Origin of the sequence: Carnimonas bestiolae (assembly GCF_051251145.1) — a bacterium.
GTDB classification, from domain to species: Bacteria; Pseudomonadota; Gammaproteobacteria; order Pseudomonadales; family Halomonadaceae; genus Carnimonas; species Carnimonas bestiolae.
This window is the reverse complement of record NZ_JBPCZK010000006.1, coordinates 1-13,635: the sequence shown is the minus strand read 5'-3', so window position 1 is coordinate 13,635 and position 13,635 is coordinate 1. Positions and strand designations below refer to the sequence as shown.

At 56.0% G+C, this 13,635-nt stretch carries 16 protein-coding genes, 1 tRNA gene and 1 pseudogene; 2 read left to right on the top strand and 16 right to left on the bottom strand.

Going from position 1 to position 13,635, the window contains the following annotated elements:
- Positions 1–33: 33 nt before the first annotated feature.
- Positions 34–834, top strand: a complete 801-nt coding sequence (locus R84865_RS08510; RefSeq protein ID WP_435631347.1) for an inositol monophosphatase family protein — start codon at positions 34–36, stop codon at positions 832–834.
- A gap of 275 nt (positions 835–1,109) precedes the next feature.
- Here R84865_RS08510 and secF read toward each other — a convergent pair whose 3' ends face one another.
- The 5 genes from secF to queA form a co-directional block, all read right to left on the bottom strand.
- Entirely contained in the window at positions 1,110–2,015 is a 906-nt protein-coding gene (gene secF, locus R84865_RS08505; protein WP_435631348.1) for a protein translocase subunit SecF, read from the bottom strand.
- A gap of 10 nt (positions 2,016–2,025) precedes the next feature.
- A complete protein-coding gene (gene secD, locus R84865_RS08500; RefSeq protein ID WP_435639385.1) occupies positions 2,026–3,870 on the bottom strand; it encodes a protein translocase subunit SecD in 1,845 nt (614 codons plus the stop codon).
- A 116-nt stretch (positions 3,871–3,986) separates the two neighbouring features.
- Positions 3,987–4,328 carry a preprotein translocase subunit YajC gene (gene yajC / locus R84865_RS08495; RefSeq protein WP_435631350.1) on the bottom strand — a complete coding sequence of 114 codons (342 nt, stop codon included), beginning with the start codon at positions 4,326–4,328 and terminating at the stop codon, positions 3,987–3,989.
- Between the two features lie 117 nt (positions 4,329–4,445).
- A complete protein-coding gene (tgt, locus tag R84865_RS08490; RefSeq protein ID WP_435631460.1) occupies positions 4,446–5,576 on the bottom strand; it encodes a tRNA guanosine(34) transglycosylase Tgt in 1,131 nt (376 codons plus the stop codon).
- Positions 5,577–5,605: 29 nt separating this feature from the next.
- Entirely contained in the window at positions 5,606–6,685 is a 1,080-nt protein-coding gene (gene queA, locus R84865_RS08485) for a tRNA preQ1(34) S-adenosylmethionine ribosyltransferase-isomerase QueA (protein ID WP_435639481.1), read from the bottom strand.
- 167 nt (positions 6,686–6,852) lie between these two features.
- Between queA and R84865_RS08480 the strand changes: the two genes are divergently transcribed.
- Positions 6,853–6,939, top strand: a tRNA-Leu gene (locus R84865_RS08480).
- 27 nt (positions 6,940–6,966) lie between these two features.
- Here R84865_RS08480 and R84865_RS08475 read toward each other — a convergent pair.
- The 11 genes and pseudogenes from R84865_RS08475 to R84865_RS08425 form a co-directional block, all read right to left on the bottom strand.
- Positions 6,967–7,977: a tyrosine-type recombinase/integrase gene (locus tag R84865_RS08475; RefSeq protein WP_435639384.1), complete on the bottom strand. Its 1,011-nt coding sequence runs from the start codon at positions 7,975–7,977 to the stop codon at positions 6,967–6,969.
- A gap of 38 nt (positions 7,978–8,015) precedes the next feature.
- Positions 8,016–8,150, bottom strand: a pseudogene (locus R84865_RS08470) (hypothetical protein); the annotation flags it as partial.
- A 158-nt stretch (positions 8,151–8,308) separates the two neighbouring features.
- A complete protein-coding gene (locus tag R84865_RS08465; protein ID WP_435639383.1) occupies positions 8,309–8,602 on the bottom strand; it encodes a hypothetical protein in 294 nt (97 codons plus the stop codon).
- Positions 8,602–8,790, bottom strand: a complete 189-nt coding sequence (locus R84865_RS08460; RefSeq protein ID WP_435639382.1) for a hypothetical protein — start codon at positions 8,788–8,790, stop codon at positions 8,602–8,604. Before R84865_RS08460 ends, R84865_RS08465 begins: the two co-directional genes overlap by 1 nt.
- A gap of 117 nt (positions 8,791–8,907) precedes the next feature.
- Positions 8,908–9,075 (bottom strand): Lar family restriction alleviation protein, encoded by a 168-nt coding sequence (locus tag R84865_RS08455; RefSeq protein ID WP_435639381.1) that lies wholly within the window; start codon positions 9,073–9,075, stop codon positions 8,908–8,910.
- Positions 9,076–9,382: 307 nt separating this feature from the next.
- Entirely contained in the window at positions 9,383–10,819 is a 1,437-nt protein-coding gene (locus R84865_RS08450; protein WP_435639380.1) for a DNA cytosine methyltransferase, read from the bottom strand.
- A gap of 65 nt (positions 10,820–10,884) precedes the next feature.
- Positions 10,885–11,088, bottom strand: coding sequence for a hypothetical protein (locus tag R84865_RS08445; RefSeq protein WP_435639379.1), 204 nt, complete (start codon positions 11,086–11,088; stop codon positions 10,885–10,887).
- A gap of 47 nt (positions 11,089–11,135) precedes the next feature.
- Positions 11,136–11,954: a DUF2303 family protein gene (locus R84865_RS08440; protein WP_435639378.1), complete on the bottom strand. Its 819-nt coding sequence runs from the start codon at positions 11,952–11,954 to the stop codon at positions 11,136–11,138.
- Positions 11,954–12,337, bottom strand: coding sequence for a YfdP family phage-associated protein (locus R84865_RS08435; protein ID WP_435639377.1), 384 nt, complete (start codon positions 12,335–12,337; stop codon positions 11,954–11,956). Before R84865_RS08435 ends, R84865_RS08440 begins: the two co-directional genes overlap by 1 nt.
- A 128-nt stretch (positions 12,338–12,465) precedes the next feature.
- Positions 12,466–13,014, bottom strand: a complete 549-nt coding sequence (locus tag R84865_RS08430; RefSeq protein WP_435639376.1) for a single-stranded DNA-binding protein — start codon at positions 13,012–13,014, stop codon at positions 12,466–12,468.
- 23 nt (positions 13,015–13,037) lie between these two features.
- Positions 13,038–13,635 (bottom strand): lambda exonuclease family protein (locus tag R84865_RS08425; protein WP_435639375.1); only part of this gene is annotated, 598 nt, incomplete at its 5' end.

Here is a 13,635-nt window from a genome sequence, read left to right as displayed (position 1 = left end):
TGCCAACACGCCTCTTTTGTGGATGGAAATGCTATGCAACCGATGGTTGAATTCGCACTCCGTGCGCTGCGCAATGCGCAGGAAAACTTCTTTCGAATTCGCGATAAAATCGATATCGCGCGTCAGGATCGCTTGATCGACAATCTGCTTGAAGATACTGCACGCTATTGTGAGCAGGATATCGCGCGCAAGTTCAGCCGCGGTTACCCCAACCACGGCATCGTGGGTCGCTACATTCCTGCTCGCAAAGGGCAGGGCGATGGCAAGGATTACGAGTGGCGTATCGAGCTGTTGCATGGATACTCCAACCTCGCCGCCGGTTCTACCGCCTGGGCCATGTCGCTGATGTGTTTGTATCAGGGACGGCCAGAGCATGTTGTGGTTATCTCTCCCTTTGCTGAAAACGAATACGTCGCCAGCCGCGGTCGTGGTGTGCAGTTCAACCAGCGTCGCGTGCGTGCGCCGTCGATCACTTCTATCACTGGTTCACGCGTAGCACTCGGTTTGCCCGAGCGCTGGATGCGTGCCAAGCACCTCGATACCTACACCAAACTGGCAACTGCGCTAGGCAGTGAAGTCGAAGTGCTGCGTGCCAGCGGCTGCGCGCTGCTCGACGTTGCTGAGCTGGCCATCGGTCAGGTTGATTCCGCCTTCGCGCTGGGGCTCGACTCCCACGACCTGCAGGTCGCGTCACTGCTGCTGAAAGAGAGCGGTGCCCTGATGAGCCAGCCCGACGGCTCACCGCAGGTAGCGCCAGAGCAAGTCGTGATGGCCTGCGGTCAGCGTCTTTTCCGACCGCTGGCACAGCTGGTGGGCCCCGCGCTACGCGGCTAGGCAGTACCCTCGGTGATCAAAGCCGCTTCCTTCGGGAGGCGGCTTTTTTATGGCGGTCGCTCAGGGTGGGATAGCGTTGCGGGCTGAATGATAGGCAGTAGGTGCCGGCAGCGAAGGTTGGTTTTCTCGGTAGCGCTGTGCGGGCTGGCGTGAGGGACTCCGTTCTCTGGCAGTGCGAAGCTGCTCGCAGCCGCAGTGAGACGTGTGTCGAGCACGCATAAAAAACCCCGAGCGATCAGTGATCACTCGGGGCGGGGTATTGCCATTGATGCAGCTTAGGGCATGCCGTCGTCCAGCGCTTGGCGTCTTCCTGAAATCAGGTCGCTGCGCTTGAGGTTTAGCAGCACCAGCAGCGCCGCTGCGACGTAAATCGAGGAGAAGGTACCCAGCACAATCCCCAGCAGCAGTGCGATGGAGAAGTTGTGCAGCATATCGCCGCCCATCAGCAGCAGCGCCACCAGTACGATGACGGTGGTGCCTGAGGTGGCGATGGTACGTGCCAGCGTTTGGTTGATGGCATCGTTGCACAGGCGAATGATGTCATTGCTGCGCGACTTCTGGATGTTCTCGCGGATACGGTCGTAGACCACGATGGTGTCGTTGAGCGAGTACCCCAGCACCGCGAGAATGGCGGCCATCACGGTAAGGTTAAACTCGAGACCAAACAGCGAGAAGATGCCCAATACAATCAGTACGTCGTGCAGCAGCGCTACTACTGCGCCTACCGCAAACTTGAACTGAAAGCGGATCGCCAGATAGATCACGATACCCACCACGGCCAGCAGCAGGCCAAGCCCGCCCTGATCGCGCAGTTGGTCGCCCACCTGAGCACCGACGAAGTCGGAACGCACCAGATTGGGGTTTTCACCGTGCCCTGAAAGCTGCTGAACAATGGTTTCACCGAGATTCTTGGTGAAGTTGTTTTGCAGCCTGACCAGCAGTTCGCTTTGATCGCCGAAGGTTTGCACCGACACGTTCTTGTAGCCTGCGTCGTCCAGCGTTTGCCGCACGCTATCAACGTCGGGCGCGGTATCGTAGTGAATTTCGACCTGCGTACCACCAGTGAAGTCGAGGCCAAGGTTCAGGTGCTTGTAGGCCAACGAACCAATGGAAATGACGGCTAGCACTATCGAGATGACATAGGCGATGCGGCGCATGCCCATGAAGTTAATCAGTTTCATCGCGTTGTCCTCAGATCCAAAGTTTCTTCAGCGAGCGTTTGCCAATCGCCAGATTGGTCAAGGCGCGGCTAACGTTCACGGCGGTGAAGATCGAGGTCACGATCCCGATCGAGAGCGTGACGGCGAAGCCCTGTACCGGGCCGGTGCCGATCGAGAACAGAATAACGCCGACCAGCAGGGTAGTGAGCTGGGAGTCAATGATCGACGTGAAGGCGCGATCGTAGCCTGCATGCACCGCCTGCTGAATGCTCATGCCGGTACGCAGCTCTTCTCGAATACGCTCGAATATCAGCACGTTACCATCGACGGCCATGGCCAGCGTCAGCACGATACCGGCGATACCCGGCAGCGTCATGGTGGCGCCCATCAGCGACATGATCGACAGCATGAGCACCAGGTTAACGAACAGACCTATCGTCGCCACAATGCCGAAGGCGCGGTAACGCAGCAGCATGAAGACGATCAGCAGCACCAATGCCACCAGTACGGAAGTTACACCAGCGTCGATGTTGGACTGTCCAAGGCTTGGGCCGATGGTACGTTCTTCAGCGAAGTAGATGGGCGCCGCCAGCGAGCCGGATCTCAGCAGCAGTGAGAGCTCCTGCGCTTCGTTGGGCGAACTCAGGCCGGTAATGCGGAACTGGTTGCCGAGTGCTGACTGAACGGTCGCCAGACTGATGATGCCGCGCTCGGTGTGGGTGCGACGCGGGGCGTCTTCAGGCTCGCCGGGTTTGGGCGGATCGGCCTTGTGCTCAATGAAAACAACCGCCATGGCACGACCAATGTTGGTGCGCGTGGCGCGGTTCATCAGTGAACCACCGGTGCCATCCAGATTGATGTTCACCTGCGGCCGACCGTTTTCATCGAACGAGCGGCTAGCGTTGGAAACGCGATCACCGGTAATGATGACATCACGCATTACGGCGGCTTTGCGCTCAGGATCATTGCGGAAGGCAATGGCTTCCTGATCTTCTGCCGAAGTGCTGGGTGACGCTTCGAGGCGGAATTCGAGGTTGGCAGTGGCACCAACGATGCGCTTGGCTGCTGCGGTGTCCTGTACGCCCGGTAGCTCGACCACGATGCGATTGGCGCCTTGGCGCTGTACCAGCGGCTCGGAAACACCAAGCTCGTTAACACGATTACGCAGGGTCGTCAGGTTCTGGTTAACCGCATAGTCCTCAAGCTCGCGCACCGCGGTGTCGGTCATGCTCATGTGCAAGATGGCGGCGCGACCGCGGTCCTCGGTGCTCAGATCGTAGCCCTGGAACTGCGATTGGATGAGCTGCATGGCGCGCTGGCGATCTTCGCCGCCGGCAAAGGTGAAGCTAATCTGATTGCCGTCGACACTGTTGTCGCGATAGCGGATGTGCTCGTCGCGCAGCGTTTGGCGAATCGCGCTGGAGGTACTGCCCAGTCGCTGCTCAACAGCGCCGTTCATATCGACCTCAAGCAGGAAGTGCACACCGCCGCGCAGATCAAGCCCCAGCTTGAGTGGCGCAGCGCCAATTGCGCGCAGCCAGTCGGGCGTGTTGTCGGCAAGGTTAAGCGCGGTGGTATAGCCATCGCCAAGCGCGCCAGCGATCACGTCGCGAGCCTTGAGCTGCTGATTGATATTGTCGAGACGAACAATGCCGGTGCCGCTTTCTTCGATATTGCTGCTGGCGGCAGACAACCCGGCGTCTTTCAGCGCTGCTGTGGCACGGTCAAGGTCGGCCTGACCGACAGCTGCGCCGCGATCACGAATGATTTGGACAGCAGGCTGCTCGGGGTAGAGGTTGGGCAGCGCGTAGAATACGCCGACCACGACAATGACCAGTATCAGCAGATACTTCCATAGGGGGTAACGATTCAGCATCGAGGCGAGGTCCTGGTTGCTGAGAGGCGGTTATCAAACCGGCGCGCTTGCAGCATGCCGCGAGAGCGGTGCATGGTAAGTCGCGCCGTACCTTGGATAAGGTGTGATGCCCGCCCTTAGATTGATTTCAGAGTGTTTTTAGGCAGTACGGAGGACACGGCGCCTTTCTGGACCACGATGTCAGTGCCTTCGCTGATCTGAAGGGTAAGAAACTCGTCGCCTACCTTGACGATACGACCCGCAATGCCGCCGCCAATAACGACTTCATCGCCTTTGTTCAACTGCGACAGCATTTGGCGCTGTGCTTTGGCGCGTTTCGCCTGCGGGCGCCACAGCAGAAAATAAAAAATCAGCACGAAGGCAACCAGCATGATAATGGTTGCTGTAGAGCCACCGGTGGCCGCTGCGCCGCCGCCTGCGGCCTGAGCCTGTGCGTGTGAGACGAAGAAGTCGAGCATTGTGTTTCCTTTGGAGGTAAGGGTCGTGACCGTTATCGTCGGTTAGGCTGCCGCGCCGTATAAGAGCGGCGCCCGACGTTTTTACATGTGTGCGTGAAAGCTCACTATAGCCCTGAATCAACTGCGCTCAGGATTGCTCAGCGCCGGCGTAGATTGGCCGCGCCGCGCGTAAAAGGTATCCACGAAAGCGCTCAATTTACCCGCTTCGATGGCGCTCCGCAAACCGCTCATCAGGCGCTGGTAGTGGCGCAGATTATGAATGGTATTCAGCTCCGCGCCCAGCATTTCCCCACAGCGGTCCAAATGGTGCAAATAGCCACGGCTAAAATTGCGGCAGGTATAGCAATCGCATTCTTCTTCCAGCGGTGCAGTTGAGAAGCGATGCGAGGCGTTGCGGATGCGTACCACTCCATCCATGGTAAACAAATGGCCGTTGCGCGCGTTACGCGTAGGCATCACGCAATCGAACATATCGACGCCGCGCCGCACGCCCTCGACCAGATCTTCCGGCTTGCCCACGCCCATCAGGTAGCGCGGCTTGTCGGCGGGCATCAGATCGGGCAGGTAGTCGAGCACCTTGAACATCTCTTCCTTGGGCTCTCCTACCGACAGCCCGCCAATCGCCAGCCCGTCGAAGCCGATCTCGCTCAGACCTGCCAGCGAGCGTTCGCGCAGGTCGCGGTACATGCCGCCCTGAATAATCCCAAACAGCGCTGAAGGCGAGTCGCCGTGCGCCGCTTTCGAGCGTTTGGCCCAGCGCAGCGACAGCTCCATCGATTGTTCGGCCTGCTCATGGGTGGCGGGGTAGGGCGTGCACTCGTCGAAGATCATCACAATGTCCGAGCCGAGCGAGCGCTGCACGGCCATCGATTCTTCCGGCCCCATGAAGATTTTCGAGCCATCGATGGGCGATCTGAAATGGACGCCTTCCTCGGTAATCTTGCGCATCTCACCAAGAGAGAACACCTGAAAACCGCCTGAATCCGTCAAAATGGGGCGATCCCACTGGGCAAAATCGTGAAGGTCGCCGTGTGCTTCGATGACATCGGTGCCGGGACGCAGCCACAGGTGGAAGGTGTTGCCGAGAATAATCTCAGCGCCAATATCCTTTAGGTCGCGCGGCGTCATGCCTTTAACGGTGCCGTAGGTGCCTACCGGCATGAAGGCGGGCGTTTCGACATGGCCGCGAGGAAATTCGAGGCGGCCGCGGCGCGCACGACCATCGCTGTGAGTGCGCTCGAAGCGCATGAAACATTCGTCTCGCATGGTGGGCTCAATCATTCGGAAATAGGGGCGGCGGTGTGGCTGCACTCAAGCCAGGGATCGGGAAGGTGACGGCGCTCGAGATACATGGCATCGCCGTAGCTAAAGAAGGCGTATTCGTGCTCGACGGCCTGCTGATAGGCCGCAATGGTGTTATCGAAGCCCGCAAATGAGCACACCAGCATGAGCAGCGTAGATTCCGGTAAATGGAAGTTGGTGACCAATGCATCGACGCACTGCCACTGGTAGCCGGGGCGAATAAAAATCTCGGTATCGCCTTGGTAGGGCGCTATCTCGCCGCTACGCGCTGCGGTTTCAAGACAGCGCACGCTGGTAGTACCCACCGCGACAATCTTGTTGCCACGCGCCTGAGCCGCCTTGATGGTGGCGCAGCAGTGTTCGCCTACTTCGAGCCACTCCTTGTGCATCTTGTGCTCTTCGACGTTATCAACTCGCACTGGCTGGAAGGTGCCAGCGCCCACGTGCAGCGTAACAAAGCTGATATGCACGCCTTTATCACGAATACGCGCCATCAGTTCGTCATCGAAGTGAAGCCCTGCGGTTGGTGCTGCCACTGCGCCCTTATGGCGTGCGTACACTGTTTGATAGCGCTCGCGGTCGTCGTCTTCGTCAGCGCGCTCAATATAAGGAGGAAGCGGCATATGGCCGTGAGCTTCTAACAGATCGAACAGCGGCGTATCACCGGCGAAGCGCAAAATGAACAGCGCATCATCGCGGCCTTCGACTTCAGCATGAATATCGCCTTCGAAGATCAGCTCGGTGCCTGCCTTGGGCGCTTTACTTGAGCGCAGATGCACCAGCGCCCGATGCTCATCCAGCGGCCGCTCGAGCAGCATTTCAACGCGCCCACCGCTGGCTTTTTGGCCAAACAGGCGTGCTGGCACTACGCGAGTATCGTTGAACACCATCACATCGCCTTCTTCGAGCTTATCGAGCAACTCGGCGAAACGCTGGTGCTTAACGCTGCCTGTATCACCATTCAGGCAGAGCAGCCGGCAGTCGCTGCGCGACTCCGATGGATAATTGGCGATTAGCCGTGAAGGCAGCTCGAAATGAAAATCTGAAAGATGCATGGCTGTACTGATATCGGGAAAATTAACCGCCTGAGCAGCGCGGCTAGCGCGATACACTGCCGTCAAACAGCAGCGTATCCTGTGGGGGCGCTATGATAGACAATTCATGGCAGGAAGTCATTGACGTACAAAGGATCCACCGTATAATGGCAGCCGCTCTCAAGCGAGCCAGCGTGGCGAAATTGGTAGACGCAGGGGATTCAAAATCCCCCGGTGGCGACACCGTGTCGGTTCGAGTCCGACCGCTGGTACCAAGGGCTACAGCCCGATTGCACTTTTCTCTATTTTACACTGGTTGCTGTTTGGTTGCTGAACAGGCTTGGCAGAGCTTTCTGAACAGCGTCCAATCTCTCATCAAACAGATGCGTATACCTGCTCGTTACTGACAGACTGGAATGGCCTAGAATGTCCCTTACAGTCGTCAAGCTCTCCCCCGATTGTGCTAGCATTGATGCATACGAATGTCGCAAATCGTGAAAGTGGATGTGTGGCATACCCGCCTTCTCTCTTGCCTTATCAAATCCCCACCGCAATTTATCCCGTGTTGTCTGGAATGGCAGTTCCATCAGCCAGGGCATTGCATCATCGGGGACGGGTATAGCCCGCATTCTCCCGTTTTTCGTTTGGTCTGGCCGTAGAACGATTCGCCTTGGCGAAATGTTGCTTTTTTCAAGCTTCAGCAGTTCGCCTTGGCGCAGGCCAGTGATAGCGGCTAGCCCCGTGATCGTTCTCTCTACTGCATAGTATTCATCGAAACATTCCAGCAATTTACCTATCTCTGGCACTGTCAGATAAACATGACGCTCGTTTTTTGGGCTGCGTTTCCTGATTTTCCCGTCCAACGGTTTATCCAGCCATTCCCATTCTATGTAGGCCAAGCTGAGAACACGCTTAACGACCTGAAGACGGTTGTTGATGGTTGACTCTGCCAGTCCTTGAGCGCGCATGTCGCGGGCCATTTCCCGCGCTTTGTCCACAGCACCCTGGTCTAGCATCACCGAATCGCCAAAATACTGAATGACGACCCGGATATGCTTTATCTGGCTGGTGACGTCGTATTCATCAATCCAGCGCGCCACGCCATCGAGGAATGACCGCTTCTCTTTGCGGCCCATTACCTCGCCATTGAAACGGGCATCGTTGTATTCTGCTACGCGCTTCGCCGCGTACTCCCGCGCTTGCCGCTCTCCTTCTCGATCTCCGCCAAACGATTTGAAATATCGCTTGCCGTTATGCGTTTCCCTGACGACCCATTTCTTGCGATCGCTTCGGTATGCGACTGTGACTCCCATTTAGAGCCCTCCTGTTGAGGGCCGCGCCTGCGCTTGGAAATATAGCGCTCAACATCATCACGATCAAAAGAGATGCGGCGCGGCGTTACTTGGATAAACCCGATCAGATGGCGGTTGGCGTATACCCAGTCATTAGATACACGCAGTTCAGCCGCCACTTCATCTGTTGTCATGAGCGGCACTGTCATTTCTCCCGACATTAAAAAAGCCGCACTAGGCGGCTATTGCTTGCGTTTCTTCAGTCGTTCTCTGCGCTTGTGCTTCTCTATTCGCTTACGCTTGCGCTGCTCTTTCCGCGCGCGATAGCGAGAGTGCCTATTCCTACCGGCCGTCATTCCTCAGCGTCTAGCCGGTCGATGGCCGCCGCAATCAATGCCCCAGCTTTTTCGAGATTTCGGCGTGGGTCTTCGCTCGGTTTCCAATGATGTTCATCCCACGGCCACGATGGTGGCGCGTCTACTGCGCAGCCCTTGCCCGTTAGCAGTGCCCACGCCGCGAACATGTAGCTCATGGATGCCTCGTAAATCGCGAACGAATCGGATTTAGCGTCGTGCTCGGCATCATAGCCGTGCACCTCAATCTGCCGCCTACGCTCCGCCGCGATTGCCTCGATTCCGTTATTCATCATTCCTCCCACGCCGTTTCGATGTATTCGAGATGCTCTTTTGCTTCGTTTACCCGCCCTTGAGCTTCACCAATAGCGCCTGCCGCCTTAGCCAGCTCCTCGTTCAGCGTCAATAGGTGCTCGACCTGTCGCAAATATGCGGAACGCTGCCTAACGGACATCTCGTTAATTCGATCTACGTCAATCATTTTCCTTTCTCCCAAAAATAAACCGCCTCGCGGGCGGCAACATGTAACGATTACTTACAGGTTCAGCTACTAGCTGTCTTCAACCTAGGCACATGCTGCCCTTGGGTTGGTGCTGCATCACGCCCGATGATTCCATGAGTCAACTAGGTTTTCTTTACGGTCATAATGTATCCGAGTACAGCAATGGCAACTCTGGCATTCTATATATGATCCGCTGTCAGGTGATGTCAGCTCAACAATACGGGCTTTACCATTGCAAAAAGGGCATGGCAGTAATTTATCCATATGGACGTTTCTCCAAAGAATTCCCAAATTCTAATTGTTGATGGGTTGGTCTAGCTGGGTGTCGGGTGATAGGGGGTCAATCATTCTTTCCGACATTCCGCCGTTTGCACCTTGGTGCTATCAGGATCTATCCACCAATCGCGACATATCTCAAAAGCAGTATTGCTGCCAACCCCAAAAAGCTTCATTGCGAAAACCCAATTCGGGTCGTTATTGCAGCGTTGCGATGAAAGCCTGCGGCAATTAGCAATTAGGTAAGGTGGCGTGAAATGAGATGCCGCGATGCCTTCGTATTTATCGTGCCATGTCATGCTGCCAATACCTCCATAAATTGGTGCTCATGCCCGAAATTGGCCTCTACCAGCGCTTTGGCCAGTGGCGGGCACACGCTGTTGCCGATCAGCCGCACTTGGTGCGCTTTTGACAGCGGGCGATCGCCGATGCGATCGAACGAATAGCTTTCGGGAAATCCCTGTGCGGCGGCGAGTTCATGTGGCTGCAGCATGCGCATGCCTATATCCGTGATGACGTACGTCTCGCCATCAATTTTCACGGTGACCAGCTGCAGCCGGTCCTTCGTCGTGACCGTTGGCGCGGGCTTAGTGATGTCTCTACCGGTTTCTCCAGAACCGCTGCCGTAATAGGGTGCTAACAGTGCAGACACTAGTGATGCGTGGGTGCCACCGGCGCACACAGTCGTAACGGGGTCGCGCATATCCCTAGCGCTCCTCGACGTGCCCTTCATGTTGAGCATGTGGCAGGAAACCAGCGCGTTATGATCGACCGTTGTCATCGTTGGTGCTGGAGCATCCAAACTAGCGCCAACGACACCCGTGTAGTGTTTCGCGAGGAATGCAGAGACCAGTGCAAACCCAGGCGATTGCGTAACAGTCTGCAATGGATCGTCGATCGACTGCCCACGGAATGCGTTGTAATAACCCGCGCGGGCGGTGTGATTGCATTTGACGATAAATGGCTGGCCACTTTTGACCACGTAGCGCATTACTCCTGCTGCAATCCGCCTTAACGTATTCTCGGCCAGCGGCTTCTTGCGCTCGAAAATACTGGTAGCTGGTATCGACCAGTCGATGCAATCAGATGCGGGCCGGTACGGCAGCCTTCCCTCGCCGTGCGTCGGCTCCGGCCACTTGATCGGCAGTCCGTCGCGGCGGGCAATCAGGAATAGCCGCTTGCGAATTGTTGGCGCGCCGTAGTCGCATGCCCGCAGTATGCGATCCTCTACTGTATAGCCATTGCGTTTCAGGACTCGGATAAATGCCCGGTAGGTTTGCCCCTTGCGCACTGGGTCAGGGACGCACCGCCCCTGAGCATCTTTCATGAGCGGCCCCCAGTCGCGGAACTCCTCGACGTTTTCGAGCATAATTACGCGTGGTTTAACCCGCGCTGCCCAACGAGCTGCCACCCATGCCAGCCCGCGCACTGATTTGCTAACCGGCCGCCCGCCTTTGGCTTTGCTGTGGTGCCTGCAATCAGGCGAAAACCATGCCAGCCCAACAGGCTGACCATTCGTTGCCTGTTCAGGGTCGATGTCCCAAACATCAGCAACCGCATGCTCGGTGTTGGGATGATTTTGCTTGTGAACCGCGATGGCGACCGGATCGTGATTGATCGCTAGATCAATATCGCGACCAAGCGCCTGGCGAATTCCCTCATCTGCACCGCCCGCGCCTGCGAAATTAACAACCACCAGTTCGTGCCCGAGATTGAGCGCCAGATTCGACATAATGCCCTCCTACAGGCACAAAAAAACCGGCATCGGCCGGCAGGTGTTGATTGGGTGAGTCTGGCCTACGCCAGTTCTAGGTCGCGATCCCTGTCGCGCTCCTTAAAATGCTCTTTCTGCCACTCGACGCGTGTAACGATCACATTGCCGCTGATCGCCCGGTCATTTTTGAAATGCCACAAAAACCCGCCGATCGAATGCCAGCATTCACGCGCCGGCCAACGTGGCAGCGCCAACATGAATCTGTGGCGTCTTGTCCTGTCGCTCATTACTGTTCCTAATAAAAATAACCGGGGCTCGGCCCAGGCGTTGTTACTTACGCCCGTGCGCGATAGATGGAAACGGAATCGTCGACATTCTCATCGATCTGTTCGAGCATGTGCCGGAACGCATCTTCCAGAATCTTCTCTGGCTCTACCAGCTCATACCATAGCGCCAACACGCCATCGCAGATGCGGTATCTCAGGCGCGCCTTGATGGGATATGCGGCATCGCCCTCATAAACCGGGATGATGACCCAAAACTCCTTCGGCACTCCGATAGTGCCCTTTGCAGAACCCGATACGCCTTCGCTGTTTTGCTGATATTGGAATTCAACGTCACCGTTGGCTAGATTTATGCTCGATTTGAACTCGACCTTTTGCGTTGATGACAGGTTTCGAGAAACTTCGAGCATGTCTGCTGCAGTCGGACCTTCATCATTGTGACGATCAATATCGAGTTGGTTATTCTCGATGAACTCGGCAAAGGTAGCTTGGTTCATCTTGCTGCAGTTCTTCCCGCTCCACTGCTGCCACTGCCGAGACTGTGGGCAGTTGTAGACGGCTCGGTGTTTGCACCACCCCGCCTTATCAGCGTCGCGATGATAATCAAGGATTGCCGTAAATTGCTGAGTTTTCACGTCTGCCTTGATGATGGTTTTCGTGCCGTTATTGGTTGCGCGGTAGTCATTCACGTATTGAATAAATGAACCGACCTCAATTAGGTCGATAGCGCTAGATATGCGACGAGGCCCTGAGCCGTAGCCCTCCAAATCCTCAATATGAAAGCCGTCGGGCACCAACAATGCATCTTGATTAGTGTCCACATGGCGACCTGCCAGCGTTGATTCCAGCACATCTTTATACTCAGTCATTATTTAACCGTCCGCACGTTGCGAGTGGATTGAGGAGCTTCGCGTATTTCTTGAGGCTCGGGTTTTGGTGCCTCGCGCAAATCCATCTTGACTTGCCGAGGGTCTTCGCGCCGTAGCTGCATGTCGGCGTGTTCGTAGAAAATCGTCGCCGCGCGATCAAACTGCGGTTTCTTGACCTTGATGTCATCAGTGATGCCGAACATTCCGTCCGCCCCTCTCTCGGGACGAATCTTGATCTGCAGGGTGATGGTTCCTACCTTGCCGGTGTCTTTGCAGCGTTGCTGAACATCGGCCAGCTCCTCGCTCAGCTCTTCCAGAGTTTCGCCGCGCCGCAGGTCGCGAATAAGCTCAATGAATGCCGTTGGGTTTATCTCTTTAGCCATAAGTAGCTCCTTGAGTGCGATGCCTGAGAGCAAGGCACAAAAAAGGCCGCTCACGGCGACCTAAATTTCAGAACTGGATATCGATCATTCCAGATAATCAATATCCGCATTATTCGTAACGAATTGGTTTAAAAGGGGATTTCGTCTGAAAAATCGTCAAACGAACCGGGGCCGTTTGAGTTGTTGGGTGCCTGCTGCTGATACTGCTGGCGTTTGTGCTGATTAACATCAGTGTCGCCAGCGCCGCCCGGCCGGTACCCCATTTGGTAACCCTGCGATGCCTGTTGCTGCTGTCGATGCGCATCTTGCGGTGTTGGCTGATACCCCTGCTGTCCTCGGTTCGGCGTGTCCAGCATCTGAATATCGTTGGCAACGATTTCGGTCGAGTATCGGTTCTGGCCGTCTTGCGCCTGCCATTGACGCGTTTGCAGCCTACCCTCAATGTACAGGCGCGACCCCTTCTTAACGTACTGCTGCGCTATTTCCGCTAGCTTGTTGAACATCACAATCGAGTGCCATTCCGTTTTTTCTTGCCGCTGGCCTGATTGTTTATCTGTCCAACTTTCCGATGTAGCTATTCGCAGGTTGCACACCGGATTGCCCGAAGGCATAAAGCGCACTTCGGGGTCTTGGCCAACATTGCCGATCAAGATGACTTTATTCACACCGCGAGCCATGTTTCCTCCAAAAGAAAGGCCACTTAGGCGGCCTTATTCCGTAAAATGTTTTCGTAATGATCGACCAGCTTGGCAAACTCATTCATGTCTCGCTCTAGCTGCTCGATATATTCGTCGTCACGCTTAAACTCTCGCCACCATAACTGCTTACCGATAGGCTCAAGAGCAGGGCAGTAGAGCGCCATATGCCAGTATTCGCGACCGGTAATCCACATGCCGCCTTGCACCTGAGCGATCACGTCGCCGATGTCGTTATCTATCCAGATTGATCGCAGCTTAGAGGCGTCGATGAAACATTTGTATTCAGCGCCGCCGTTGTCATCGATCAGGCCATCGGCGGATGCGCCGAATAGCCCGTTATCGCTAAGCACAAGGCCAGCCTCTTCAACAATCAGACCTGTAGCCGCCTCGTGCTCGAATCGTGCCATCGGCTCAAGTTCTCGGCCTCGACGCATTGCGTAAGTTTCGAAGCCCTCGGATAGCGGCTCGCCGCTAATTCTTTCGACTGCTAGACGAAATGCGTAATCATTTGCCGCTGCGGTAGGCTGTCCCTTATTAGGGCCGCTCTTGAGCTTCTTGCGGGCTTCTTCGAACATACTTGCGGTGATTACACCTGCGCGT

What these genes read in the sequence shown, in the direction of transcription:
- R84865_RS08440 (WP_435639378.1), bottom strand. Translation starts at nt 11,954, where the DNA reads ATGACTGAGTATAAAGATGTGCTGGAATCAACGCTGGCAGGTCGCCAT.
- queA (WP_435639481.1), bottom strand. Translation starts at nt 6,685, where the DNA reads ATGCATCTTTCAGATTTTCATTTCGAGCTGCCTTCACGGCTAATCGCC.
- R84865_RS08430 (WP_435639376.1), bottom strand. Translation starts at nt 13,014, where the DNA reads ATGGCTCGCGGTGTGAATAAAGTCATCTTGATCGGCAATGTTGGCCAA.
- yajC (WP_435631350.1), bottom strand. Translation starts at nt 4,328, where the DNA reads ATGCTCGACTTCTTCGTCTCACACGCACAGGCTCAGGCCGCAGGCGGC.
- secF (WP_435631348.1), bottom strand. Translation starts at nt 2,015, where the DNA reads ATGAAACTGATTAACTTCATGGGCATGCGCCGCATCGCCTATGTCATC.
- R84865_RS08450 (WP_435639380.1), bottom strand. Translation starts at nt 10,819, where the DNA reads ATGTCGAATCTGGCGCTCAATCTCGGGCACGAACTGGTGGTTGTTAAT.
- R84865_RS08435 (WP_435639377.1), bottom strand. Translation starts at nt 12,337, where the DNA reads ATGGCTAAAGAGATAAACCCAACGGCATTCATTGAGCTTATTCGCGAC.
- R84865_RS08465 (WP_435639383.1), bottom strand. Translation starts at nt 8,602, where the DNA reads ATGAATAACGGAATCGAGGCAATCGCGGCGGAGCGTAGGCGGCAGATT.
- R84865_RS08460 (WP_435639382.1), bottom strand. Translation starts at nt 8,790, where the DNA reads ATGATTGACGTAGATCGAATTAACGAGATGTCCGTTAGGCAGCGTTCC.
- R84865_RS08445 (WP_435639379.1), bottom strand. Translation starts at nt 11,088, where the DNA reads ATGAGCGACAGGACAAGACGCCACAGATTCATGTTGGCGCTGCCACGT.
- R84865_RS08475 (WP_435639384.1), bottom strand. Translation starts at nt 7,977, where the DNA reads ATGGGAGTCACAGTCGCATACCGAAGCGATCGCAAGAAATGGGTCGTC.
- R84865_RS08455 (WP_435639381.1), bottom strand. Translation starts at nt 9,075, where the DNA reads ATGGATAAATTACTGCCATGCCCTTTTTGCAATGGTAAAGCCCGTATT.
- tgt (WP_435631460.1), bottom strand. Translation starts at nt 5,576, where the DNA reads ATGCGCTTCGAGCGCACTCACAGCGATGGTCGTGCGCGCCGCGGCCGC.
- secD (WP_435639385.1), bottom strand. Translation starts at nt 3,870, where the DNA reads ATGCTGAATCGTTACCCCCTATGGAAGTATCTGCTGATACTGGTCATT.
- R84865_RS08510 (WP_435631347.1), top strand. Translation starts at nt 34, where the DNA reads ATGCAACCGATGGTTGAATTCGCACTCCGTGCGCTGCGCAATGCGCAG.